The organism is uncultured Amnibacterium sp. (genome assembly GCF_964250715.1).
Taxonomy (GTDB): domain Bacteria; phylum Actinomycetota; class Actinomycetes; order Actinomycetales; family Microbacteriaceae; genus Amnibacterium.
Genome location: NZ_CAXUGX010000007.1, coordinates 87,044 through 110,370, shown reverse-complemented (window position 1 = coordinate 110,370; position 23,327 = coordinate 87,044). Strand labels below are relative to the sequence as shown.

General features: G+C 70.0%; 20 protein-coding genes. 11 read left to right on the top strand and 9 right to left on the bottom strand.

All coding sequences use genetic code 11. The annotated features are described in order from the left end of the window. Positions 1–699, bottom strand: a complete 699-nt coding sequence (locus ACFE7H_RS08835) for a FadR/GntR family transcriptional regulator (protein WP_375400861.1) — start codon at positions 697–699, stop codon at positions 1–3. A 64-nt stretch (positions 700–763) separates the two neighbouring features. Beyond that, a complete protein-coding gene (locus ACFE7H_RS08830) occupies positions 764–1,921 on the bottom strand; it encodes a DUF3500 domain-containing protein (RefSeq protein WP_375400860.1) in 1,158 nt (385 codons plus the stop codon). A gap of 161 nt (positions 1,922–2,082) precedes the next feature. On the opposite strand from ACFE7H_RS08830, the gene ACFE7H_RS08825 reads away from it, so the two are divergent. The 6 genes from ACFE7H_RS08825 to ACFE7H_RS08800 all read left to right on the top strand — a co-directional run bounded on the left by ACFE7H_RS08825 (position 2,083) and on the right by ACFE7H_RS08800 (position 10,545). Beyond that, a complete protein-coding gene (locus tag ACFE7H_RS08825; protein ID WP_375400859.1) occupies positions 2,083–3,168 on the top strand; it encodes a zinc-binding alcohol dehydrogenase family protein in 1,086 nt (361 codons plus the stop codon). Further along, on the top strand, positions 3,165–5,519 hold the full coding sequence (locus ACFE7H_RS08820; RefSeq protein WP_375400858.1) for a CocE/NonD family hydrolase: 2,355 nt from the start codon (positions 3,165–3,167) through the stop codon (positions 5,517–5,519). Before ACFE7H_RS08825 ends, ACFE7H_RS08820 begins: the two co-directional genes overlap by 4 nt. Then, positions 5,516–6,781 carry an acyl-CoA dehydrogenase family protein gene (locus ACFE7H_RS08815; RefSeq protein ID WP_375400857.1) on the top strand — a complete coding sequence of 422 codons (1,266 nt, stop codon included), beginning with the start codon at positions 5,516–5,518 and terminating at the stop codon, positions 6,779–6,781. Before ACFE7H_RS08820 ends, ACFE7H_RS08815 begins: the two co-directional genes overlap by 4 nt. Before the next feature lie 160 nt (positions 6,782–6,941). Then, positions 6,942–8,453, top strand: coding sequence for an MmgE/PrpD family protein (locus ACFE7H_RS08810; protein WP_375400856.1), 1,512 nt, complete (start codon positions 6,942–6,944; stop codon positions 8,451–8,453). Continuing rightward, a complete protein-coding gene (gene prpB / locus ACFE7H_RS08805; protein ID WP_375400855.1) occupies positions 8,453–9,367 on the top strand; it encodes a methylisocitrate lyase in 915 nt (304 codons plus the stop codon). Before ACFE7H_RS08810 ends, prpB begins: the two co-directional genes overlap by 1 nt. Next, positions 9,364–10,545 carry a bifunctional 2-methylcitrate synthase/citrate synthase gene (locus ACFE7H_RS08800; protein ID WP_375400854.1) on the top strand — a complete coding sequence of 394 codons (1,182 nt, stop codon included), beginning with the start codon at positions 9,364–9,366 and terminating at the stop codon, positions 10,543–10,545. The genes prpB and ACFE7H_RS08800 overlap by 4 nt, the downstream gene beginning before the upstream one ends. 22 nt (positions 10,546–10,567) lie before the next feature. Here ACFE7H_RS08800 and ACFE7H_RS08795 read toward each other — a convergent pair whose 3' ends face one another. The 4 genes from ACFE7H_RS08795 to ACFE7H_RS08780 all read right to left on the bottom strand — a co-directional run bounded on the left by ACFE7H_RS08795 (position 10,568) and on the right by ACFE7H_RS08780 (position 14,495). Continuing rightward, positions 10,568–12,352 (bottom strand): TIGR03767 family metallophosphoesterase, encoded by a 1,785-nt coding sequence (locus ACFE7H_RS08795; RefSeq protein ID WP_375400853.1) that lies wholly within the window; start codon positions 12,350–12,352, stop codon positions 10,568–10,570. A 98-nt stretch (positions 12,353–12,450) separates the two neighbouring features. Continuing rightward, positions 12,451–13,452, bottom strand: coding sequence for an endonuclease/exonuclease/phosphatase family protein (locus ACFE7H_RS08790; protein ID WP_375400852.1), 1,002 nt, complete (start codon positions 13,450–13,452; stop codon positions 12,451–12,453). 46 nt (positions 13,453–13,498) lie between these two features. Continuing rightward, the gene (locus ACFE7H_RS08785; RefSeq protein ID WP_375400851.1) at positions 13,499–13,630 is read right to left on the bottom strand and encodes a hypothetical protein; all 132 of its coding nucleotides are present in this window, start codon (positions 13,628–13,630) and stop codon (positions 13,499–13,501) included. Positions 13,631–13,700: 70 nt separating this feature from the next. Continuing rightward, a complete protein-coding gene (locus tag ACFE7H_RS08780) occupies positions 13,701–14,495 on the bottom strand; it encodes a class I SAM-dependent methyltransferase (RefSeq protein ID WP_375400850.1) in 795 nt (264 codons plus the stop codon). Positions 14,496–14,584: 89 nt separating this feature from the next. Between ACFE7H_RS08780 and ACFE7H_RS08775 the strand changes: the two genes are divergently transcribed. Beyond that, positions 14,585–16,213, top strand: a complete 1,629-nt coding sequence (locus ACFE7H_RS08775; RefSeq protein WP_375400900.1) for a CoA-acylating methylmalonate-semialdehyde dehydrogenase — start codon at positions 14,585–14,587, stop codon at positions 16,211–16,213. Between the two features lie 718 nt (positions 16,214–16,931). Here ACFE7H_RS08775 and sufU read toward each other — a convergent pair. After that, complete coding sequence (gene sufU, locus ACFE7H_RS08770; RefSeq protein WP_375400899.1) at positions 16,932–17,369, bottom strand: Fe-S cluster assembly sulfur transfer protein SufU; 438 nt, start codon at positions 17,367–17,369, stop codon at positions 16,932–16,934. Between the two features lie 8 nt (positions 17,370–17,377). After that, positions 17,378–18,682, bottom strand: a complete 1,305-nt coding sequence (locus ACFE7H_RS08765; protein ID WP_375400849.1) for an aminotransferase class V-fold PLP-dependent enzyme — start codon at positions 18,680–18,682, stop codon at positions 17,378–17,380. A 145-nt stretch (positions 18,683–18,827) separates the two neighbouring features. Here ACFE7H_RS08765 and ACFE7H_RS08760 point away from each other — a divergent pair, with 145 nt between their 5' ends. From ACFE7H_RS08760 to ACFE7H_RS08745, 4 genes are read left to right on the top strand one after another with little or no spacing between them, the layout of a single operon-like run. Next, positions 18,828–19,766, top strand: coding sequence for a metal ABC transporter solute-binding protein, Zn/Mn family (locus ACFE7H_RS08760; RefSeq protein ID WP_375400848.1), 939 nt, complete (start codon positions 18,828–18,830; stop codon positions 19,764–19,766). Further along, positions 19,763–20,575 (top strand): metal ABC transporter ATP-binding protein, encoded by an 813-nt coding sequence (locus ACFE7H_RS08755; RefSeq protein WP_375400847.1) that lies wholly within the window; start codon positions 19,763–19,765, stop codon positions 20,573–20,575. Before ACFE7H_RS08760 ends, ACFE7H_RS08755 begins: the two co-directional genes overlap by 4 nt. Continuing rightward, positions 20,572–21,402 (top strand): metal ABC transporter permease, encoded by an 831-nt coding sequence (locus ACFE7H_RS08750; protein ID WP_375400898.1) that lies wholly within the window; start codon positions 20,572–20,574, stop codon positions 21,400–21,402. The genes ACFE7H_RS08755 and ACFE7H_RS08750 overlap by 4 nt, the downstream gene beginning before the upstream one ends. 51 nt (positions 21,403–21,453) lie before the next feature. Continuing rightward, entirely contained in the window at positions 21,454–22,080 is a 627-nt protein-coding gene (locus ACFE7H_RS08745) for a class I SAM-dependent methyltransferase (protein ID WP_375400846.1), read from the top strand. Here the strand turns inward: ACFE7H_RS08745 and ACFE7H_RS08740 are convergent. Continuing rightward, positions 22,058–23,233 carry an HD domain-containing protein gene (locus tag ACFE7H_RS08740; RefSeq protein ID WP_375400845.1) on the bottom strand — a complete coding sequence of 392 codons (1,176 nt, stop codon included), beginning with the start codon at positions 23,231–23,233 and terminating at the stop codon, positions 22,058–22,060. The genes ACFE7H_RS08745 and ACFE7H_RS08740 overlap by 23 nt on opposite strands. Positions 23,234–23,327: the final 94 nt, after the last annotated feature.

The window sequence follows — 23,327 nt, the reverse complement described above, 5'->3', positions numbered from 1 at the left end:
CTACTTGGTGTCGAGTAGGCCGGCGTGCCGGTCGACGGCCGCCTTCACCCGAGGGACGTCGCCCGCGATGATCGCCGCCACGAGCTCCTCGTGGGTTCCGACCCGGACGTGCAGCCACGCTGCGGCCGAGGCGGGGTCCTCGTCGTGCGTCGCAGCGACGGCGTGCTCCCTGACGAAGCGCGTCATGGACAGGTACAGCGCCGACGCGGTCTGGTTCGGGGAGATCTGCGCGATCCGCTCGTGCAGGTCCCAGTTCGCGAGCAGGAACTCCGTCGTGCCCCGGCTCGCTGCCGCCGTGAGCCGGGCCAGCAGCTTCTTGATGTCGCGGATGTCCGCGGGGGTGCGGTGCGTGGCGGCCTCCGTGTCGATCAGCACCTCCAGCGCCTCCCGCACCGCGACCGCCTCGGCGACCGAGGTCGGGGCGTCCGTGACCGCGAGCAACGTGTGCCGGATCCGGACCATCGGTCCCGCCGCGGTCGCGAACAGACCGCCACCGCGGCCCGGGCGGATCTCCGCCAGTCCGCGATCAGCGAGAAGGCGGATGGCCTCCGCGACGGTCGAACGGGCGAAGCCCGATCGGGTACGGAGGCTGTCGATCGTGCCGATCAGCTGGCCCGGTGCGAACTCGCGGTCGAGGATCTGCTGCTCGATCTCGCTCGCCAGCACGTTCGCGCGCGTCTGCGTCGCATACGTGCTCATGCGGTCACCCTACTGAGAGACATCGCAACGGTTCGAGGTGTTGCGCGCTCGTCGCGGAGGCCGGTCACCAGGCCCAGTCGTTCGCTCGGAGCTCGGTTCCCTCGCTCGACGTCGTCCGGGTCGAGAGGTGTGACCCGTGCTCGCTCACGTGCGCCTCGTGCGCGAGCACAGAGTCGCGGGCGAAGTCGTGCTCGAAGTCCCGGATGACCGAGTGGAGATGGTTCCCGCTGTCCACGGCGTTGACCAGCTCGATCAGCAGCGAACGGGTCTGGATCCGGTAGTAGTGCGGCTCCCCCCTCACAAGCCCTCCCGCCCAAGCGAAGGAGGTGCGGGATGGGCCGTCTGAGTCGATCTGTGCGCGGTACTGGTCTCCGGCAGCGGCGGGAAGGCGTGCGAGGTAGGTATCCACCAATCCGTTCAGCACCGGGAGCTGCTTCGAGTCGAGCTGATCCCCGGAGATGCCGGACGGCTCGTCGCGCCGGAGAGCGAGCGCTCGACGGTCCTCGGTCGTGATCTGGTACTGCGGCATGCCGAGGTCGTAGTGATCCGGGTACTCGATCGCGCCGATGGCGGGGACCTGGCGGGACACGAAGTCAGCCGGTGCGACGTCGTGGATGACGGCGACGCGGCGCTGCTCGTCGCTCAGTGCGTGGAGCAGGGCGAACCCGAGCCCTTCATCGTCTGCCATGGGGTTCAGGACGCCGGCACCGATCGTGGGCTGCTGGCCGAGCGCGCTCGGCGTGCACGAGATCCAGCGCTGGTTCACGACGGTGACATTGATGCAGACGTGATGACCGAGGAAGCGGACGGACCAGATGTCCTCGAACCCGGGTCGGCCGAAGATGCTGAAGAAGTAGGAGTCGGACGTGCGCCAGAGCGGTGCGGCGACGCCGAGGAAGTCGGCCTCCCGAGCGCGGAGGACGTGCTCCAGCTGCATGATGGCGAGGATCTTCGTGAACACCTCGTAGGAGACCGCGAGCCGGACGAACTCCAGGACGACCACCTTCTGATGGCGATCCAGGTTGTGCAGCGAGACGCCGAGACGGTCGGGCTTCGGGATGATGTCCCAATCCAGTCGGCGCGGGTCGTCGAACCCGTAGACGGCGGCGGACCGCTGCTCGGCGGAGAACGTGTCCATCAGTCCGATCACGCCGACGAGCAGCTTCTGGATCGTCTGCGGGTCCTCATGGCTCAGCGAGTCGAAAGCATCGGCGGTGCTCATCGTGCATCCTGACTGATCACAGAAAGATACTAACCGTTGCGCAGGTTCAGCGCCATCGGGGAGTCGGCTCGCGATCGCCTTGACACCCCTCGAGGGGCCGCGCATACTCGCAAAACCTCCTAACGGTAGGAATGGTAAGCGAAGGGGCTTCCGTGGGATCGATGGACTCCGGAAGCGCGGGCGCCGTCATGGCCGCCGGGCGCTCCGTCTCGATCCTCGCGGCCTTCGTGGAGGCTCCGGGCGAGGAGCCCCGGATGCGCTCCGTCCCGGTCCCCGAGAGGGTCGCGGGAACGACCTCGCTCCGCGTCCTCGCCGCACCGCTCAACCCGCTGGACCTGCTCATCGCCTCCGGAACCTTCCATTCGGCGCGTCACGACGATCCGTACGTGCCCGGCAGCGAGTTCGTCGGCGTGGTCGAGGAGTCCGACACTCATGCGGCAGGATCGCTGATGTACGGGGAGTGCCACGCGTCGCCGACCACGCCCGGCGCCTTCGCCGAGTGGGTGGTCGTGGCGGACGACGATCTACTGCCGCTGCCGACAGGGGTCGATCCGGTCCTCGCCGCAGCCGTCGGCAACTCGGGGATCGCTGCGTTCCTCCCGATGATCGAGACCGCGCAGCTGCGTCCAGGAGAGACGGTGCTCGTCCTCGGGGCGACCGGCGCCGTCGGTCGGCTCGCGGTCCAGATCGCGCGTCAGCAGGGTGCCGGCCGAGTAGTCGGCCTCGCTCGGAACGTCGAGATGCTCGAGCAGCTACCGGCCCTCGGCGCCGATGCCATCGTGGCCCTCCGCGCGGACGAGGATGCCGATGCGCTCGCGAGCCGCCTGCGGGAAGCGATCGGCTCGGTCGACGTCGTCCTCGACTGCCTGTACGGGACACCGCTCGAAGCCGCGCTGCAGGTCTGCGCGCCGCACGCCCGTGTGGTCAATGTCGGGCACTCGGCCGGCCATACCGCTCGGATCGCCGCGGGTGTCCTTCGCGGCCAGCAGATCAGGCTCATCGGATTCGCCGGCCTGCACACCCCTCTCGCCGAGAAGCGGGCCGGGCTCGAGTGGCTGTGGCGAGCGCTCGCCTCAGGGCGCCTCCGCACCGAGGTCACCCCGATCCGGCTCGACGAGCTGCCGGCGGCCTGGCGGGCGCAGGCGCGCTCGCCGCACACCAAGTACGTCGTCGTCCCGAACGGTACCGGTTTCCCCGGCTCCGCTCCGGCGGCGGTCACCCGGTCGAGGAAGACGAGCACCGCATGAGCACCACCGATCCGTCCGCAGCGTCCGCACCGTCCGACGGCGTCCTCGAGGGCTTCCTCGCCGGCCCGATCCGCGGGTTGCGCTACGCGACCCCGACGATCACCGACCTCACCGATGAGCGCGGAGGGTTCCGGTACCGGCCGGGCGAGTCGATCGCGTTCCTCGTCGGTGGCCTGGTGCTGGGATCGGTCGAGGGGGCTCCGCGCATCACGCTCGCGCAGCTGGTCGACCGCTCGGACGGCAAGGTCGACCGGCTGCACGACCCGATGGTGACCAACCTCGCGCGGCTCGTGCAGACGCTGGACCAGGTCGGCGACCTCGAGAACGGGCTCACGATCTCCCCGACCGTGCACGACCTGGTCGGCCCGGTGGTCGTCAACTTCAACCAGGCCGCCACCGATGCGAGGCAGGACGACGCCGTGCTCGCGGGCGCCGACGGCACGGGCACCGCGGCGATGGTCGCGTTCTCCACCGACACGACGGTCGCCTTCGCCGGCGACCCGGCCGTCACCGGGCTCCTCGAGACCCTCAACGCCGCCCCGGGCGTCTTCACCGCCAACACCCCGCGACGGCTGCAGAACGGGGCCCCGGCGCGCAACGAGCTGCGGCGCAACATCCGCGGCATCATCAAGCAGACCGACGTCCGGATCCCTCTCCGCGACGGCTCCTACGTCTGCGCCGACATCTTCCGGCCCGACGACGACGGCCGCTACCCGGCGATCATGAACCAGGGGTTCTACGGCAAGAGCTTCGACCACGGCGTCATCGGCAGCCCCGAGGAGGCGCAGGCGAAGGAGGAGCTCGAGGACCGCTTCTTCACGGGCAACCCGGACGGTCTGCAGTACGAGAACCACGAGAGCGTCGACTCCTCGGTCTGGGTGCCGAACGGCTACGTCTGCATCCGCATCGACGCACGCGGCGTCGGGAAGAGCCCGGGCGAGCAGGCGCCGTTCAGCGTCCAGCAGGCCGAGGACTACTACGACGCTATCGAGTGGGCGGCCACCCAGCCGTGGTCGAACGGCAACGTGGGCCTCTGGGGCATGTCGTACCTCGCGATCACGCAGCACACGGTGGCGAGCCTTCAGCCGCCGCACCTGAAGGCGATGATCGCCCTCGGGACCGATTCGGATCTCTACAACGAGGCCGTCTACGGCGGCGGGCTGTACGGCGAGGGCTTCTGGACCTGGTGGCGCGCAGCGATGGCCGGCCACAACTACACGGGCGAACGGACCGAGACCGACTGGCGGGCTCGCGTGCTGGCCACGCCGTTCAACGACGAGGCCGCCTACGGCCCTCACTGTTCCGTGTTCATGCGCCCCGAGATGGAGAGGGCCACCGCGCCCGTCTGGATCGTCGGACCGCAGACGGGCGTCGTCATCCATCAGCTCGGCAGCAGCGAGACCTTCATCCGCTCGACGAACGCCGCGGCTCGACGGTTCGACTTCGTCGACGCCTGGTTCCCGCACAGCTACAAGAACTCGACCATCGCCGAGCACCTGCGCTTCTTCGACCACTTCCTCAAAGGTGTGGACAACAGGGTGATGGACAGCGCCCCGGTGCGGGTGCAGGTCCGCACCGGGAACGGTGCGCACTACGTGCTCGAGGAGCAGGAGTGGCCGATCGCGCGGACGACATATCCCCGCTGGTATCTCGACGCCACCCCCTCCGACTGGGCCGGGGACGGCCGGCGGACCGACTTCCTCCGCATCCGCTCGGACGTCCCGACCGAGGAGGCGTCCGCGAGCTACGACGCGCACCTCGATATCGGCCACCCGATCCCGGCTCCCACCGGCTACGTCGGCGGGACCCCGCGGTGGTCGACCGGGGTGACGTTCATCAGCGTCCCGATGACCGAGGACGTCGTCCTGGCCGGCTACATGAAGGCGGGACTCTGGGTGTCCTCGACGAGCGCGGACATGGACGTCTTCGTCTCCCTGCGCGTGCTCGACGAGCACGACCGGGAGATCCGCTACGAGTCGCTCGTGCCGCCGATCGACCCAGCGAACATCCACCCCGTCGGACACGGCCTCCTGAAGGTCTCCCATCGCGTCCTCGACGATGCGCGCACGACGGACTACTGGCCGGTCCCGTCGCACGCCGAGGCGGATCACCGGCCGCTCGAGCCCGGCGAGATCGTCCCTGTCGAGGTCGGCCTGTATCCGAGCAGCGCGGTCATCCGGAAGGGCAACCGCCTCAGGATCGACATCCAGCCGTACTCACCCGCCGGCATCCCCTCCCGCGCCTACGACGAGAGCTATCACGTGGGCGCGACGAACACGATCCACACCGGACCGAACCACCCCAGCTACATCCAGCTACCGATCGTGCCGAACGAGGGACAGAACCGATGACGTCGACAGCCACCAGGAACACGACGGAGCAGCTCGCGTCGATCCTCGACAAGGTCCGGGAGCTCGGCCCGACGTTGCGCGCTCGCGCGTCGGAGGCCGAACGCACCGGTCGGCACTCGGACGAGACGATCGCCGACCTCGACGCCACCGGCGCGTTCGACATCGCGACCCCGGCCGAGTTCGGCGGCGCCGAACTCTCGGTGCGGCAGCAGCTCGACGTCGTGGCGGAGGTCTCCAAGTGGGACGGCTCGGCGGGCTGGACGGTGTGGGCGGGAGCGTCGATCAACTGGATCCCCGCCGGCATGGGCCGCCGCGTGCTCGACGAGGTCTTCGGAAGCGAGTGGGTCGGCCCGCGCATGGCCGGGTCGAGCCATTTCCCCGCGTCACGAGGGCGCGCGAGGAAGGTCGACGGAGGCTGGATCGTCTCCGGCGGCCCGTGGACGTTCGCGACCGGAGCGCGGTGGACGCCGTACACGAACCTCGGCTGCATCGCGGACGACGGGGAGGGCCCCTACCTCGTGGCGCTGCAGGTCCCGCGCGAGCGGCTTCGGATCCTGGACGACTGGCACGTGGCCGGCATGAAGGCGACGGGCAGCGACTCCGTCACCCTTGAGGGCGATGAGCTCTCCGTCCCGGACCACCAGGGCGTCGACTTCCGCCGCATCACGGCGGGGACCGCCGACAGCGGCCTCGCCGGATCGCTGTGGAAGGCGCCGACGCTCGGCTGGTCGTTCGCCACCATGTCCGGGATGTCGATCGGCCTCGCGCAAGGGGCGTTGGAGCGCTTCCTCGAGCGCTCGGCGGGTCGCCCGCTCCGCGGCACGACGTACACGAACCAGCTCGAGGCGCCGCTGACGCACCTGATGCTCGCCGAGGTGCACTCGAAGATCCAGTCCGCGGTGCTGATGACGCGTGCGAACGCCGAGGAGACCGATCGGCTCGGTGAGCTCGCTGCTGCCGGCTCCTCGGCCGATCCGAAGTACATGCAGCTCTTCAGCGCGAGGGTCCTCGTCGAGACCGCGTACGCGATGAAGTGGTGCGCGGAGGCGATCGAGCTGCTGCAGCGGAACTCGGGCTCGACCGCCATCATGGACTTCGAGCCGATCCAGCGCTCCTGGCGGGACGCACGGGTCATCACGCTCCACGGTGCCCTCAACCTCGAGGCGCTGTCGGAGAACTACGGGCGACTGATGGCCGGGATCGAGCCGCACAAGGTGGCGGGGATCACGACCCTCGACCGGTTCGCCCCCGCGGTGTCCTGAGCTCGATGAGGAGGACCACAGCCGACTCTGCCGCCGCGTCCGCGTTCACGAACCGGGACACGCGCCGAACAGCGGAGCCACTGTCCAGCACCCCGGTGTGCGGGCGAACCGGAAAGCCAGGAGTATCTGTGTACACGAGGGCCAACCAGGAAGAGGTCAGTTGAAGATTCATCCCCTTCGCGCTTACACGAGCGCCGAAGCACTGCCCCGCGAGGAGCAGCTGGCCTGGCGCATCGCCGAGGTCGCCGCCGACCCCGTCGAGGTCGCTCCCGAGGTCGCGGAGATGATCATCAATCGGGTCATCGACAACGCCGCCGTCGCCGCCGCGTCCCTCCGCCGGGCCCCGATCGTCGCCGCCCGCGGGCAGGCCGAGGCGCACCCGGTCGGACCAGCCTCAGGAGGTACCGGCGCGACCGTCTTCGGGATCGAAGGTCGGTTCAGTCCCGAGTGGGCCGCGTACGCGAACGGCGTTGCGGTGCGCGAGCTCGACTACCACGACACGTTCCTCGCCGCCGAGTACTCGCACCCGGGCGACAACATCCCGCCGATCCTCGCCGTCGCGCAGCACGCCGGTGCCGACGGCGCCGCGCTCGTGCGTGGTATCGCGACGGGGTACGAGATCCAGGTCGACCTGGTGCGGGCGATCAGCCTGCACGCGCACAAGATCGACCATGTCGCGCACCTCGGCCCGAGTGCGGCGGCCGGCATCGGCACGCTGCTCGGGCTGCCGGTCGAGACGGTCTACCAGGCGATCGGCCAGGCGCTCCACACGACCACAGCGACGCGGCAATCGCGCAAGGGCCAGATCTCGACCTGGAAGGCCTCCGCCCCGGCGTTCGCCGGGAAGATGGCGATCGAGGCGGTCGACCGCGCCATGCGCGGCCAGACCAGCCCGAGCCCGATCTGGGAGGGCGAGGACGGCGTGATCGCGTGGCTCCTCGACGGTCCGGAGGGACGTTATGAGGTGCCGCTGCCGGAGCCCGGCGAGGCCAAGCGCGGCATCCTCGACACGTACACGAAGGAGCACTCGGCCGAGTACCAGGCGCAGGCCTGGATCGACCTCGCCCGCTCCCTCGGCGCCCGGTACCCGGAGCTGCGCGATCCCGCGAACGTCGCGTCGATCGTGCTCGCGACCAGCCACCACACGCACGTCGTGATCGGCTCCGGTGCGAACGACCCGCAGAAGTACGACCCGACCGCCAGCCGCGAGACGCTCGACCACTCGGTGCCGTACATCTTCACCGTGGCGCTGCAGGACGGCGCGTGGGAGCACAGCACCTCCTACGCTCCGGATCGCGCCGCGCGGCCCGATACCGTCTCGCTCTGGCACAAGGTCACCACCGTCGAGGATCCGGAGTGGACCCGCCGGTACCACTCGAAAGATCTATCCGAGAAGGCGTTCGGCGGCCGGATCGAGATCGAGCTGACCGACGGGCGCCGCATCGTGGACGAGATCGCGGTCGCCGACGCGCACCCGCTCGGCGCCAGGCCGTTCGGCCACGCCGACTACGCCGCGAAGTTCCAGAAGCTGGCCGGCCCGGTGCTCGACGACGCTGAGATCGACCGCTTCCTCGCGCTCGCCGAGCGCCTGCCCGCGCTGACCGCCGACGAGGTCGGCGAGCTCACCGTGATCGCGACCGGGCTGCCGGCCGCACCGAAGGGACTCCTCTGATGCTGTCGTCCACCGTCACCCCCTCCGAGAAGCGGAAGGCATTCCGTGCGGGTCTCGCCTCCGGAACGATCCAGCGCTTCCCGGGGGCGTTCACCCCCCTCTCGACGCGCCTGATCCAGGAGAAGGGCTTCGAGGGCGTCTACCTCTCGGGTGCCGTCATGGCGAACGAGCTGGGCCTGCCGGACATCGGCCTGACGACGCTGACAGAGGTGGCGACGCGCGCCGCGCAGGTCGCCTCCGCCACCGACCTTCCCGTGCTCGTCGACGCGGACACCGGGTTCGGTGAGCCGATGAACGTCGCCCGGACCGTCCAGACGCTGGAGGACGCGGGCGTGGCCGGCCTGCACATCGAGGACCAGGTCAACCCGAAGCGGTGCGGCCACCTCGACGGCAAGGACGTAGTCAGCACGGAGACGGCCGTCCGCCGGATCCGCGCCGCCGCCTCCGCCCGCCGTGACCCGAACCTCGTGATCATGGCCCGCACCGACATGCGCGGCGTAGAAGGGTTGACCGCCGCGATCGACCGGGCCGGGGCCCTCGTGGATGCCGGTGCGGACGCGATCTTCGCGGAGGCGATGGCCTCGCTCGACGAGTTCGCCGCGATGCGCGCCGCCATCGACGTGCCGATCCTCGCCAATATGACCGAGTTCGGGAAGAGCGACCTCTTCGCCGTGCAGCAGCTGCAGGACGTCGGCGTGAACATGGTGATCTTCCCCGTCTCGCTGCTGCGGATCGCGATGGGGGCGATCGAGCGCGGTCTCGACGCGCTCGCCGCCGACGGAAGCCTCGCCGGCGTCGTACCGAGCATGCAGACCCGGGCACGGCTCTACGAGATCGTCGACTACGCCGGGTACTCGGCGTTCGACGATGGCGTCTTCACCTTCGACCTCGCGAACAACAGGAGCGGCGAATGACCGACATCTGGAAGGGACTGGCGGGCGTCGTCGTCGACACCACGTCCATCTCCAAGGTGAACCCCGACACGAACTCGCTGCTGTACCGCGGTTACCCCGTCCAGGAGCTCGCCGCGACGCAGCCGTTCGAGGCCGTCGCGCACCTGCTCTGGCACGGCGACCTGCCCGACGACGCGCAGCTGGCGGCGCTCCGGACGGAGGAGCGACGTCATCGCGCCCTCCTCCCCGACGTGAGAGCGGCGATCGAGCTCACTGCGCTCGACGCCCACCCCATGGACGAGCTGCGAACAGCGATCAGCCTGCTCGGCTCCGCCGACCTCCGCGGCACCGGCTCCGTGTTGAACGCGAGCGGCGATCCCGAGGAGAACCTCGCGCGCAGCGTCCGGATATTCGCGGCGTTACCCGCGGTCGTGGCCTACGGCCAGCGCCGGCGCCGCGGCCAGGAACCGATCGAGCCGCGCGACGACCTCGACTACGCCGCGAACTTCCTCTGGATGACCTTCGGTGAAGAGGCGCACCCGACGGTGGTCGACGCGTTCAACCGCTCGATGATCCTGTACGCCGAGCACTCTTTCAACGCCTCGACCTTCACGGCGCGGGTGGTCACCTCGACGCTGAGCGACCTCTACTCCGCCGTCGTCGCCGCGATCGGCGCGCTGAAAGGACCACTCCACGGTGGCGCGAATGAGGCGGTGCTGCACACCTTCGGCGAGATCGGCTCGGCCGAGAACGTGTCCGCCTGGCTCGACCGGGCGCTCGCCGAGAAGCGCAAGATCATGGGCTTCGGGCATCGCGTCTACAAGCGTGGGGACTCGCGCGTCCCGACGATGCAGTCCGCGCTCGAGCAGCTCGCCGAGCACTACGACAGACCCGACGTCCTCGCGCTCTACCGGGCGCTCGATACCGAATTCGTGTCCCGAAAGGGCATTTACCCCAACCTCGACTTCCCGTCAGGACCCGCCTACGACCTGATCGGGTTCGACACCCCGACCTTCACCCCGATCTTCGTCGCCTCCCGCATCACGGGGTGGACCGCGCACATCCTCGAGCAGGCCAGCGCGAACACCCTCATCCGCCCGCTCTCGGAGTACGTCGGCCCTGACGAGCGCCATATCGACGGGTACGAGGCGCCTCCTGAGCAGCAGGCGGCGCTACTGCGCGCAGAGGAGCCCGCCTGACGGCGTGATACGCCCGCGAAGCTCAGGTGACGAGGCCTGCCGGCTTCGGCAGCAGGAGCTCCACGTTCCGGCCGGCGGCCGTTCCGCGGAGGCCGTCGGTGGCGGGGTCGGGGCGGGCTGACTCCTGAGGGTCGTTCGCGGCGAGCTCCCGCGATAGCGAAGCGAGGGCGCTCGTGGTGTCGGTGCGTCCGTTCCAGGTGATGCTCGCCGCGCTGTCGACGATGGTGCCGAAGATCGACAGGGTGCCGTCCAGGTTGTCCGCGAGTTCGACCGTGCGCACCTGCTCCGGCCAGTCGATGTGGGAGGCGGTCGTGACCTCCCAGAAGCCGCCGCCGGTGCTGCGCGGGCGCGGTGTGACGGCGTTCTCGTGGGTGTGGCCATTGACCCACAGGACGACCTGCGGGTTCGCAAGCAGCAGGTCGATCACGGCGGGACCGAGGATCCGCGGTGACGGGTCGCCGCCGGCGGCGATGAGGGCGTTCTCCATCGTGTCGCCGGTGTGGTGGCTGAACACGACCGTCGGGCGGTGGGGCTGCTGAGCGAGCACGCTCGTGAGCCAGGTGAACTGGGCGGTGTCGAGCGATCCGTCGGCCTCGCCGTTCTCGTTCACCGTGTCCAGCACGATCAGCCGGATCGGCTTGGAGCGGCCGACTCCGGCCTGGTCCCGCACGTAGTAGCCGGTGCCGAGCGAGCGGTTCTGCGCGGTGAAGCCGTGACCCACAGGCGAACCCGTCGTGGTGAAGTGCTCCTCGACGACGTCGCTGCGGCTGACCAGCCGTCGATCCGGGTCGGCGGTCACCGGACGAACGGGCAGCGCGGCGAGGACTGCGGCAGCCGAAGCGGGCGACGAGAACAGCTGCTCCGCGAACGTCGGCGCACTCATGCCGGCGGGCAGGCCGGTCGGCTTCACCGCTCCGACGGCCAGCGCGTTCAGCGCCGGCGAGATGGGGAAGTTGCCCGTCAGCAGGCCGTCGTGGTTCCCGTGCACCGCGAACCACGGCATCCGCAGTCCCGCTGGTGTGAACGGCCGGATCGCGGCGTTCAGCAGGCCCGGCACGGTCGGGAAGCCGTACTGCGCGCGGAATGCGTCCGGCCCGCCGGCAGCGCCGGACGGCGTGCCCGCCGGATGCCAGTAGTGCGTGTCGTAGGTCGGAGCGTTGCCGTCCGCGACGCCCTCGAACACCCCCCGCTTGCCGCTGTCCGGCACGATCCGGTGACCGTCGAGTACGCCGATGGTCCACCGCAACTCGTTGTACTGGCAGTTGTCGGTCGCGTCCCCCGTGCTGATCGCGAACTGCAGCGCCGCACCCGTCGCGGGCCCGACCTTCAGCGCGTTCACCGCCTGCACGGTCGCGTCCGCCACCTGGGTGGAGAGCATCTCGTGCGGTCGGTAGGCGGCCTGGAACGGGATCTCCTCGTTCAGGTCCGATTCCCGGTCGAGGAACTCGAATCGTGCCGGGGACTGCGTGTCCTGGATGTGGATGTCGGTGAACTGGGCGAACGCCGACAGCACCCGGCGTCGGCCTGCCCGCGCCGTGCTCGCCGTGCCGCCGAGGTCGGTGCGCACGGTGTACGGCTCACCAGGCCCCGCGACGTGGCGTCGGTATCCGGCAGCGGAGGGACTGCCGCGCAGCAGGGTCCGCTGCAGCGTCGTGCCGGCGGGATGGGCGGGGCCACCCGTTGCTGCGGCCGCTGCCGCCACCGCCGCGTCCGACGTCGCGAGCGCGATCGCCTCCGCGCCGGCGATGCCCAGCACCACCACCGCCGCCCGGCGGGTCACTCGGCCGTTCGTGTCCTCGTCGCTCACATCGACTCCCTGCGCTCGGTATCACCATCGCCCGGCGGGATGTCGCGCTCGTGAACGATGCGGAAAGGGCTGACTCTCCGATCGTCGACGACGATGGTTCAGCGGGCGGGCGCGACCACGGCGAGGATCGGGCGGTGTCGGGCGCCGGAGCCGTCCTCGCTCCGGATGATCGTGAAGCTGAGGGTGGTCCAGCCCGTGCCGGTCAGCACGTGGTCCAGCGGCATGCCCGCCCAGGCGGGCAGGCGCGTCGGCCACGTCCCCACGCTCGCCGAGTGCCGCCGGGCGGCGCCATCGGTGCATCCTCCGAGGTGGTCGGCGCCGAAGCTGTCGAGGGTGGCGTTGAAGTCGCCGACGGCGATCGTGTTGGGGTTCGTGCATCGCTGCTCGACCCAGGTGAGATCGGACCGCCATTGCGGGTTGTCCCGCAGCGACGGCTGGGCCGCGTGAATGGCGACGATCGTCGGCAGCCCTGCCGTGACCGGGGTGAGGGCGGTCGACCGGTCGGGGTCGCTCGAGTGGCCGACAGTGGCGGAGTAGCTGCCGATGTCCTTGCGCACGAGCACGAACGTCTCGGCCGGGTAGTCGGAGAGGGCGGGGTAGGAGCGGACCGGCATCCCTGCTGCGGCGAAGGCGGGCACATAGCGGTTGTCGGCGTCCAACGCCGGGATCTCGGGTAGCACGACGATGTCGGCGTGCTCGCGCGCGGCGAGGCGGGCGACGGTGTCGGGGGAGACCAGGTTGAAGTTGATGTTCCAGGACAGCACCCGCAGCGACCCTGCCTGCGCCGCCGCGGGGCGATCATCGCTCCAGCCGCGCGCGAGCATCACGGGAACGCTGCAGGCCGCGCCGAGCAGTGACGCGGCCGCCAGCAGGATGAGGGCGAGCCGGAACCGAGCGATCAGGCCGCCGGCGACGAGCAGGACGACTCCGAGTACCACGAGGGCGACGGTCGCTGCAGTGCGGGGTCCCACGAGACCGGCGAGGACGGGCAGTCGCTCGATCCCGAGAACGGCGGCGAACTCGACTGCGAGCACGACCAGCAGCCATGCCGCTGCCACCACCAGGGGCGTCCGCCGGCGGCGCAGCCTCGGATCGCTCACAGCGTCGGAAGATCGGCCACTCGGCGTGCCCGGTCGCACCGCTGGGTCACGGTCGTCCACGGTCGACGCGCATGGTCATGGAACGGGCATCCGGCGCGTCGATCGCGCCCACGGCGCCTCGGGAACCCGGGCAGCTGCGGGCAGAGGCGTCGTCGATCTCGGTGGTCCATCCGGTCATCGTGGTGCTCCACTTCTGGGGGCGACTCCTGCCATCTCAGTATCGGCGCATGCCGTGCCGACCCGAGGGATCAGGCCCGGGTCGCCGAGACCTGCACGCGGACGTAGTCGATGACGGGCTCGGGCAGCTCGGCCGCAGTCCGCCGGACGAGCGTTCTGCCGTCGTCCGGCTGCAGGGTCCGCAGCGTGGCCGGGAGGAGCACGGTCGCGATGAACGCTTCCAGCTGCTCGCCGGGCTCGAGTACGGCAGGGTCCGGCACGACGCGGACGTCCACGTCGCGGAAGCCGGCCGCGCTCAGCGCCGACGCCGTCTGCTCCGGTGTCGCGAAGTCCCATGGGTCGTCGTCCGGCGGTCCGCCGGCTCGCCGGAACGCGTCCAGGAAGCCGGCGATGTTGCCGGCGCCTCCGAATTCGGCCTCCAGCCGTCCGCCGGTCGGCAGGGTCGCCGCGATCCGCTGGAACAGGGTCGCGTGATCCGGGATCCAGTGGAAGGTCGCAACACTCATCACCGCGTCCCCGTGCACGACCGCCGGGAACGGCCGGGTGAGGTCCGCTCGCACAGCGGTGACCCGATCGGCCCGGGCGGCGATTCGGGCGCCGAGTTGGTCGAGCATCTGCGCAGACCCGTCGACCGCGACCACCCGTCCGTGCGGAAGGCGATCGAGCAGTCGCTCCGTGTCGCGTCCGGTGCCGCAGCCCAGATCGACGACGGTCTCATCACCGGTGAGGGCGAGCCGGTCGATCACCCCGGCACCCCAGCGCGAGTGTGGCAGCGGCAGCGCGTCGTAGCTCGCGGCATCCCATTCCAGCAGCTCCACGACTTTCTCCTCCGTATCGACCAGACCTATCCTGACGGGCAGGCGCATCGCCGTCTCGATCAGTACTCGGTTCGACCAGTACTGCGGCCCGCAGAACGATCTGCCCTCCGCCAGGGCGAGGAGAAACGTACGTGACGATCACCGAATCCGACCCGTTCACCGACGAGACCGTCACAGTCCCGCTCGTGCCGCATTGGATCGGCGGCGGCGAGGTCGAGGGATCGTCCGCACGGTTCGGCGATGTGTACGACCCGGCGCTCGGCGTGGTGACGAAGCATGTCGCGTTCGCCGACGAGTCCGACGTGGCCACCGCGGTCGCCGCCGCGAAGGCGGCGTACCCGGGCTGGCGCGGTACCTCGCTGGCGCGCCGACAGGCCGTCATGTTCCGCTTCCGTGAGCTGCTGGACGCCCGGAAGGGCGAGCTGGCCGAGATCCTCACGAGCGAGCACGGCAAGGTCACCTCCGACGCGCTCGCCGAGATCGGCCGTGGGCAGGAGGTCGTCGAGTTCGCGACCGGACTTGCGCACCACTTGAAGGGCGAGTTCTCGGAGCAGGTCTCGACCGGCGTCGACGTGTACTCCCTGCGCCAGCCGCTCGGGGTGGTCGGGATCATCTCGCCGTTCAACTTTCCGGCAATGGTGCCGATGTGGTTCTTCCCGATCGCGATCGCCGCGGGGAACACCGTGGTGCTGAAGCCGAGTGAGAAGGACCCATCGGCGGCGGTGTGGATCGGGCGGCTGTTCAAAGAGGCCGGCCTGCCCGACGGCGTGTTCAACGTGCTGCACGGCGACAAGGTGGCCGTCGACGGACTGCTGCACCACGACGACGTGCGCTCCATCTCCTTCGTCGGATCCACTCCGATCGCGAAGTACATCTACGAGACGGCGGCGCTCGGCGGCAAGAGGGTGCAGGCGCTCGGCGGGGCCAAGAACCACATGCTCGTGCTGCCCGACGCCGACCTCGACCTGGTCGCCGACTCCGCGGTCAACGCCGGCTTCGGCTCCGCCGGCGAGCGGTGCATGGCCGTCTCGGTCGTCGTCGTGGTCGATGGGCCCCTGCCCGCCGGTACCGGCGCGGCGCGCAGCGACGGGACGGCCGAGCCGGCGGGGACGGTTGCGGACGAGCTGATCGCAAAGGTCAAGGAGCGCATGGCGACCCTGAAGATCGGCGACGGCCGGCGCTCCTGCGACATGGGACCGCTCGTCACCAAGGTGCACCGCGACAAGGTGGCCTCCTACGTCGACATCGCCATCGAGGACGGCGCGAACGTCGTGGTCGACGGCCGGGGGATCGAGGTGGACGGGGACCCGAACGGCTTCTGGTTCGGCCCGACGCTCATCGACAGGGTGCCGGTCACGTCGCGGGTCTACACCGAGGAGATCTTCGGCCCGGTGCTGTCGGTGGTGCGGGTGGCCTCGTACGAGGACGGCGTCGCACTCATCAACGCCGGTACGTTCGGAAACGGGACGGCGATCTTCACGAACGACGGAGGCGCGGCTCGCCGCTTCCAGAACGAGGTCGAGGTCGGCATGATCGGCATCAACGTGCCCATCCCGGTGCCGGTCGCCACCTTCTCGTTCGGCGGCTGGAAGCAGTCGCTGTTCGGCGACACGAAGGCGCACGGCGTGGAGGGCGTGAAGTTCTTCACCCAGCAGAAAGCCGTGACCTCACGCTGGCTCGACCCGGCCATGCGCGCGCCCGGCCAGAGCGCTGCGGGCCGTCCCGGCCCCCAGCCCGGTATCAACCTGGGTTTCCCGCAGAACTGAGGCGGTCGTCAGCCGCGGCACGACCTTCTCCATCGCCCTGGAGAAGAAGTGACTGCCCGGAACGAGAAAGAGCCGGGCGGCCAGATTGGGGAGGGCGGCCGCCCGGCTCTTCTCGTTCTCGTCCAGCTGCTTGGGGGAGCAGCAGGTGCGATCTGGGGGAATCGCACCGGGATGTGCTGCCGGATCCGCGAGTGGGGGCTCGCAGACCTCGGGTGGATCTCAGGGGGTATTCGATTGTGTGGGAGGCAAGCGGCTGGGTGACCGCTTGAGAAGAATGTAGGACAGACAGGTCTGTCTGTCCTCATCCCAGTTCGGGGGCCAGGCGTTGGGGCCGGAAGCCCGCTCTCCGACCACATCCGATTTCGGCGAGGAGCGCGTCCCGGTCCGCTCATCCTGCCGACGCGGAAGGAGCGGAAGACGCCCGGAACGAGAAAGAGCCGGGCGGCCTGATCGGGGAGGGCGGCCGCCCGGCTCTTCTTTGTTCTCGTTCGACTGCTTGGGGGAGCAGCAGGTGGGGCCTGGGGGGTGACCGCACCGTACGGGTTCTGCCGCCGAGGTCTGCGAGTGGGGGCTCGTGGACCTCGGGTGGTTCTGTGGGGGGTATTCGATTGTGTTGGGGGTAGGCGGCGGGGTGACCGCTTGAGATGAATGTAGGACAGACAGTTCTGTCTGTCCTCATCCCACTTCGAGGGCCACGCGTTCGCGGCGCGGTCGGGCGTCAAGCGATCGCGAGGTCGGCGACGGCGCCTTCGGCCGCGACCCAGGCGAGCATCGCGCACTTGACGCGGGCGGAGTAGCGGGAGACGCCCTGCAGCGCGACCGCGTCGCCCAGCAGGGCCTCGTCCGGAGCGATGGCGCCGCGTGAGCGCATCGCCTCGCGGAACAGCGCGATCCGGCCGAGCAACTCGGGGGTGCTCAGCCCGGTGGCGACGTCGACGAGCATCGACGCGGACGCCTGCGAGATCGCGCAGCCGTGACCGTCCCAGGTCACCGCGGCGATGCGGTCGCTGCTCGGCTGCAACCGCAGCTGCAGGGTGATGTCGTCGCCGCACGTCGGATTGATCTGGTGCGACTGGCCGTCGGCGGAGGGGACCAGCCCCTTCGATCGCGGGTTGCGCGCCAGGTCCAGGATCACCTCCTGGTACAGCGACCCCATCGAGTCGCTCACGTGCCGGCCCCGAAGAAGTCGGCTGCGGCGGTGACGCCCTCCACCAGCCGGTCGATCTCGTCGACGGTCGTGTACAGGTAGGTGCTGGCGCGGGTGGACGCGACTATGCCCAGCCGGCGATGCAATGGCTGCGCGCAGTGATGGCCGACCCGCACGGCGATGCCGCGGTCGTCGAGGAACTGCCCCAGGTCGTGCGCGTGGACGCCGGCCAGGTCGAAGCTCGCGAGGCCGACCCGCAGCGCGCTGTGCTGTGGGCCGAGCACCCGGACGTGGGGCAGTTCGCCGAGGCGGCGCACCAGCAGCTGGCCGAGATACGCCTCGCGCGCGGCGATGCGATCCATGCCGATCGCGGTCAGGTAGTCCACCGCCGCCGCGAGGGCGACGACCTGCGACACCCGCTGCGTGCCGGCCTCGAACCGTTGGGGCGCCGGCAGGTACTCGGCGCTCTCCATCGTGACCGTGGTGATCATCGAACCGCCGGTGAGGAACGGGGGCAGGGCGTTCAGCAGGTCGCGCCTGCCGTACAGCACCCCGACACCGGTGGGCCCCAGCATCTTGTGGCCAGAGAACGCCGCGAAGTCGACGTCGAGCGCGTGCACGTCGACCGCCAGGTGTGGGACGGATTGGCAGGCGTCGAGCACGACGATCGCACCGACGGCATGCGCCCGCCGGATGAGCTGCTCCACCGGATTCACCACGCCGATCACATTGGAGACGTGGGACAGCGCCACCACGCGCGTTCGGCCACCGATCACGGTGGCAGCGGCATCCAGCTGCCACGCGCCGTCGTCGTCGACGGGGATGTAGCGCAGCGTCGCGCCGGTGCGGACGGCGAGTTCCTGCCAGGGGATCAGGTTCGCGTGATGCTCCAACTCGGTGACGACGATCTCGTCGCCGGCATGCAGCCGGAACTGCTCTGCTTCCGCGCCGCCGCGCCCGGCGGTTGCGTTCGACAGGGCGTACGCGACCAGATTGAGCCCCTCGGTGGCGTTGGAGGTCCAGACGATCTCGTCGTCGTCGGCGCCCACGAACCGCGCGACCGTCCCGCGAGCGTCCTCGAACCGGTCGGTCGCCTCGGCGGCGAGCGTGTGCGCGCCGCGGTGGACCGCGGCGTTCCGCTGCTCGTAGTAGTCCCGCTCCGCGTCGAGCACCACCCGCGGCTTCTGCGATGTCGCTCCGGTGTCCAGGTAGGCGAGCGCCGACCCGTTGACCGATCGGGCCAGCAGCGGGAAGTCGAGGCGCAGGGCGCCGACCTGCGCCTCGGAGAGGCCCGTGAGCGGTGCGATCTCAGTGGTCGTCATGGTGCAGCACCCCCTTGCGTCAGGACCGGTTCCGATGCTAACCGCCGCACCGAGACCCGGTGCGCGGGACGTACTCCGGTTGATTTTCAATCGAGAACGATACTCAATATGCTGTACAGCACCGCGTTTGAGGAAGAGGTTCCTGATGCACCGAACCCGGACCGCGGCGTCGGTCATCGCCGTTGCGACCGCTGCCGCGACCGTGCTGCTGGTCACGTCCTGCGCCTCGACTGCGGGCGGCGGCCCGACGAGCAGCGCAGCCGGGGCCGGCGGCTCCGCGCCGATCGGCGTCGTCGCGGGGGAGAACTTCTGGGGCGACATCGCGTCGCAGATCGGCGGCGATCGGGTGACGGTGAGGTCGATCATCAGCGACCCGGACGCCGATCCGCACGAGTACGAATCCGACGCGGCGGATGCGTCGGCACTGTCCACGGCCCGTCTGGTGATCGAGAACGGAATCGGCTACGACGATTTCATGGCCACGTTGTTGAGCGCCCAGCCCAACAGGGACCGCGCCGTACTGTCTGTGCAGAAGATCCTGAACGTGACCGGTTCCGCGCCCAACCCGCACATCTGGTACGACACCGCCCGCATCCCCACCGTCGCGCATGCGATCGAGCAGCGGCTCGCGGCGATCTCGCCGGCGGACGCCTCCACGTTTGCCGCGAACGAGCAGAAGTTCGACGCGTCACTGAGGCCCATCAATGCCACAATCGCGACGATCAAGGCGAAGTACGCCGGAACCAAGATCGCCTACACCGAGCGCGTGCCCGGCTACCTGACCACCGCCGCCGGGCTGACGCTCGGGATGCCGGCCGGCTTCACCGAAGCCGTCGAGCAGGGCAATGAGCCGTCGCCCGCCGACAATCTCGCGTTCGAGAACGCGATCAAGACGAGGGCCGTGAAGGTGCTGCTCTACAACGGGCAGGTCACCGACGAGGAGACGACCAGGATCAAGCAGCTGGCGGACAGCGCCGGTGTGCCGGTCGTCGGAGTGACCGAGACGATCCCGAAGACGGACAAGGATTACCAGTCGTGGCAGCTGCGGCAGGCGAAGGAGATCCTCGCCGCCCTCGGCAGATGACCGCACGGGCTGCCGCTCCACTCGTGCTCACGGATGCGGCGGTGGCGCGAGGCGGGCGGACACTGTGGGCCGGACTCAGCCTGACGGTCGAGGCGGGAGAGTTCCTCGCCGTCCTCGGCCCCAACGGCACCGGCAAGACGACACTGCTGCAGGCGGCCCTGGGCCTGCTCCCGCTGGCGGCCGGCCGGGTGACGGTGGCCGGCCGGCCGGCCCGTCGGGGCAATTCCGATGTCGGCTACATCCCGCAGCAGAAGGGGTTCGACGCCGACCTCGGTGCGCGGGGCCGCGACCTGGTCGCGCTCGGCCTGGACGGGTTCCGGTACGGACCGCGGCGGCATCCGCAGGCGATGCGCCGGCGGGTGGACGAGGCGATCGAGTCGGTCGGCGCCACCGCGTACGCCGACGCGCCGATCGGCAGGCTCTCCGGCGGTGAGCAGCAGCGACTCCGCGTGGCGCAGGCGCTGCTGAGCGATCCCGGCCTGCTGCTCTGCGACGAGCCGCTGCTGTCGCTCGACCTCGCGAACCAGCGGTCGATCACCGCCTTGATCGACCGGCGACGGCGGGAGGCGCGAACGGCCGTCGTCTTCGTCACCCATGAGATCAACCCCGTGCTGCAGTACGTGACCCGGGTTCTCTACCTGGTCGAGGGTCGCTGGGCGATCGGCACCCCCGATGAGGTCATCACGGACGAGACGCTCTCCGACCTCTACCGGACGGAGGTGCAGGTGATCCGGCACCGCGGCAGCCTGTTGATCACGGGGACCGGAGAGTCCCACCGGAACCTGCCGTTCGAGGAGCATCACCACTGAACCTCCTCACCTATCTCGGTCAGCCGTTCGCGCTGCAGGCGCTGCTTGCGGCGCTGCTCGTCGCGATCATCTGCGGGCTCATCGGCCCCTTCGTCGCCTCCCGCGACATGGCGTTCGCCGTGCACGGCGCCGCCGAACTCAGCTTCACCGGCGCCGCGGCGGGGTTGCTGGTCGCCGGCGATGCGCTCGGAGGCGCCCTTGTCGGATCCCTCGTCGTCGCGGTCGCGATCGGCCTGCTGGGCGACAGGCCCCGCGAACGCAACTCGTCGATCGGCGTGATCCTGGCCTTCGGACTGGGGCTCGGGGTCTTCCTGCTGTCCTTCTACCACGGCTTCGCGAGCGAGGCCACGAACATCCTCTTCGGCCAGATCTTCGGCGTGGGGCCCGGCGACATCCTGCTGCTGGCCGGGATCGCGGTGGCGATCCTGATCGTGATGGTCGTCATCTACCGGCCGCTGCTGTTCGCATCGATCGATCCGGAGGTCGCGGCGGCCAGGGGGGTCAACACCCGCGCGGTGGGCCTGATCTTCGTGCTGCTGCTGACGTTCACGGTTACGGAGGCGTCGCAGATCGTCGGCACGCTGCTGGTTCTCAGCCTGGCGATCACACCGGCCGCGGCGGCGCGTCACCTGACCGCGAATCCTGTTCAAGTGACGATGATCGCGATCGTGATCGCGATCATCGCGGCGGACGGCGGCCTGCTGCTCGACCTGACCTTCCCGGACGTGAAGCCGAGCGTGTTCATCAGCGGGGTGAGCTTTCTCTGTTACCTGATCGCCCGCCTGGTGATCGCCCCGCTCCGCGGCGATCGCCGCCGTCCCGCCTGAAGCGGCCGGGCTTGAACGGCCCGGCCTGAAACGGATGGAGACGACCTGTTGATGTTCACCGACATTCCCGACGGCACGACCGCGCAGCAGTTCTGGGACGGCTTCTACGGCGCTCGACAGGTCTGGAGCGGCGACCCGAACCCGCTGCTCGTGCGCGAGGTCGAGCACCTCGGTCCCGGAACGGCCGTGGACCTGGGGTGCGGGGAGGGCGCGGACGTCATCTGGCTGGCCGCCCGCGGCTGGGACGTCCTCGGCATCGACGTGGCTCCCACAGCGCTCGCCCGTGCGGCGGATTACGCGGCTCGGGCCGGCGTGACGGCGTCGGCCCATTGGCAGGCGGCGGACCTCGCGGCCTGGCGGCCCGAGCGGCAGTACGACCTCGTGACCGTGCAGTACCTGCACTCGCCCGTCGCCCTCGACCGCACGCGGATCCTGGGCACGGCGGCCTCGGCGACCGCCCCCGGCGGAACGCTCGTCGTGCTCAGCCACGCCGCGATGCCCGACTGGCACGACCCCGCCGTGGCGCTGCCGACCCTGGAGGACGTGCAGCGCGACCTCGCCCTACCGCGCGATCAGTGGCGTCTCGAGACCCGCGAGGTGGTCGAGCGCACGATCAGCGATGCGGATGGGCGCTCCGGTACCCGCTCCGACTCGGTCATCCGAGGGGTGCGGATCTGAACGCCGTCGGGTGGTCCGTTCGCGGCGGATCGCCGTCGACCAGCGCGGCGATGGTCGGCTGGTCCATCCGATCGAAGTCCTCCGGCAGGCGGCCCTGCCCGTCGAGAAAGCCGAGCCGAGCGCTGACCCGGTAGCGGATCGGGAGGGTCGGAAGACCCTGCAGGGGTGGTGCGTCCTGTCCGTCGACGGTCGGGAGGTCGACGTAGAGGCGTTCGATCCGGTACTCGAGGCCCCACGGCGCGCGGGAGCCGGGATCGCCCGGACCGCCGCGCTGGTCGGGATCACCAGGGTCCAGCTGGTGCACCGCCCACGAGCCGGGCATGCGTCGAAGCCGCTCGGTCGTCGCCGCGGTCCGGGGGTTCGAAAGCGCCAGCGCCCAGAACTGGTCGTCGGTCATGCTCGCGATCCTCGTGACCTCCTCCCGGGCGTCCTCCCCGGCGTTCTCCCTGGCACCCTCGAGCAGCGTGGCGGCGACGTCGCGCAGGACTGCGTGGGGTGCGACGTTGGCGGGCGAGCACTGGGCCAGGGCCTCAGCGGCGATGAGGGCTGCGAGGAAGTCCGCTGTGTCGCCGTCCGTGTCGATGCCGCCGTCGACCAGCCGCAGGCGGTTCAGGGTCTCGGCCGGCGGCTCGGTCGTGCGGCCGTGGGCCTGGCCGCTGCGAAGGAACGAGTCCAGGTGATCGAGTCCGAGCTGATGGCGACTCCGGAGCCGTGCCGCGTCCTCGGTCTCGCGGGCGAGAATCGCGTCCGCGCTGAGGCCGTGACGACGGAGTACCGGGTCCAGCTCTGCCAGCCGATCCCGACCGAGCCGGTGATGGTCGAGCCGGTGGTGGTCCGCGCCGGCGATCGACTCGAAGGTGTGGCTGAACGGCAGATGACCGATGTCGTGCAGCAGGGCGGAGGCACGCGCCACGGCGTCGTCGGGCGCGAACCGAGCGGTCAGCGCGAGCACGCCCAGGGAGTGCTCGAGGCGCGAATACGTCTGCGTCGTCGTGATCGCCGCTGCGCCGGCATGGGCGACGAAGCCGAGCCGGCGCACCCACCAGCACCCGAGCAGCTCGTGCTCCAGCGGAGTGAGCTCGGTGGTGATCCGCCAGAGCGGATCGAGGTACACGCCGTCGAGCCCGAGGGTGTCGGCCGCCTGCTTCGCCATCACGACTCCTCGTATAGCTACTGCGGCATACAGCCTCTACGGCTCCGAGTGAGCAGGCTAACGCGCACGAGGTGAACCTGTGGCCGGGCGCCAG

Bases quoted from the DNA above. Each gene is read 5' to 3' on its own strand.
- prpB (WP_375400855.1), top strand. From the start codon at position 8,453: ATGCTGTCGTCCACCGTCACCCCCTCCGAGAAGCGGAAGGCATTCCGT.
- ACFE7H_RS08760 (WP_375400848.1), top strand. From the start codon at position 18,828: ATGCACCGAACCCGGACCGCGGCGTCGGTCATCGCCGTTGCGACCGCT.
- ACFE7H_RS08755 (WP_375400847.1), top strand. From the start codon at position 19,763: ATGACCGCACGGGCTGCCGCTCCACTCGTGCTCACGGATGCGGCGGTG.
- ACFE7H_RS08825 (WP_375400859.1), top strand. From the start codon at position 2,083: ATGGACTCCGGAAGCGCGGGCGCCGTCATGGCCGCCGGGCGCTCCGTC.
- ACFE7H_RS08745 (WP_375400846.1), top strand. From the start codon at position 21,454: ATGTTCACCGACATTCCCGACGGCACGACCGCGCAGCAGTTCTGGGAC.
- ACFE7H_RS08830 (WP_375400860.1), bottom strand. From the start codon at position 1,921: ATGAGCACCGCCGATGCTTTCGACTCGCTGAGCCATGAGGACCCGCAG.
- ACFE7H_RS08740 (WP_375400845.1), bottom strand. From the start codon at position 23,233: ATGGCGAAGCAGGCGGCCGACACCCTCGGGCTCGACGGCGTGTACCTC.
- ACFE7H_RS08835 (WP_375400861.1), bottom strand. From the start codon at position 699: ATGAGCACGTATGCGACGCAGACGCGCGCGAACGTGCTGGCGAGCGAG.
- ACFE7H_RS08780 (WP_375400850.1), bottom strand. From the start codon at position 14,495: ATGCGCCTGCCCGTCAGGATAGGTCTGGTCGATACGGAGGAGAAAGTC.
- ACFE7H_RS08765 (WP_375400849.1), bottom strand. From the start codon at position 18,682: ATGACGACCACTGAGATCGCACCGCTCACGGGCCTCTCCGAGGCGCAG.
- ACFE7H_RS08800 (WP_375400854.1), top strand. From the start codon at position 9,364: ATGACCGACATCTGGAAGGGACTGGCGGGCGTCGTCGTCGACACCACG.
- ACFE7H_RS08785 (WP_375400851.1), bottom strand. From the start codon at position 13,630: ATGACCGGATGGACCACCGAGATCGACGACGCCTCTGCCCGCAGCTGC.
- ACFE7H_RS08820 (WP_375400858.1), top strand. From the start codon at position 3,165: ATGAGCACCACCGATCCGTCCGCAGCGTCCGCACCGTCCGACGGCGTC.
- ACFE7H_RS08815 (WP_375400857.1), top strand. From the start codon at position 5,516: ATGACGTCGACAGCCACCAGGAACACGACGGAGCAGCTCGCGTCGATC.
- sufU (WP_375400899.1), bottom strand. From the start codon at position 17,369: ATGGGGTCGCTGTACCAGGAGGTGATCCTGGACCTGGCGCGCAACCCG.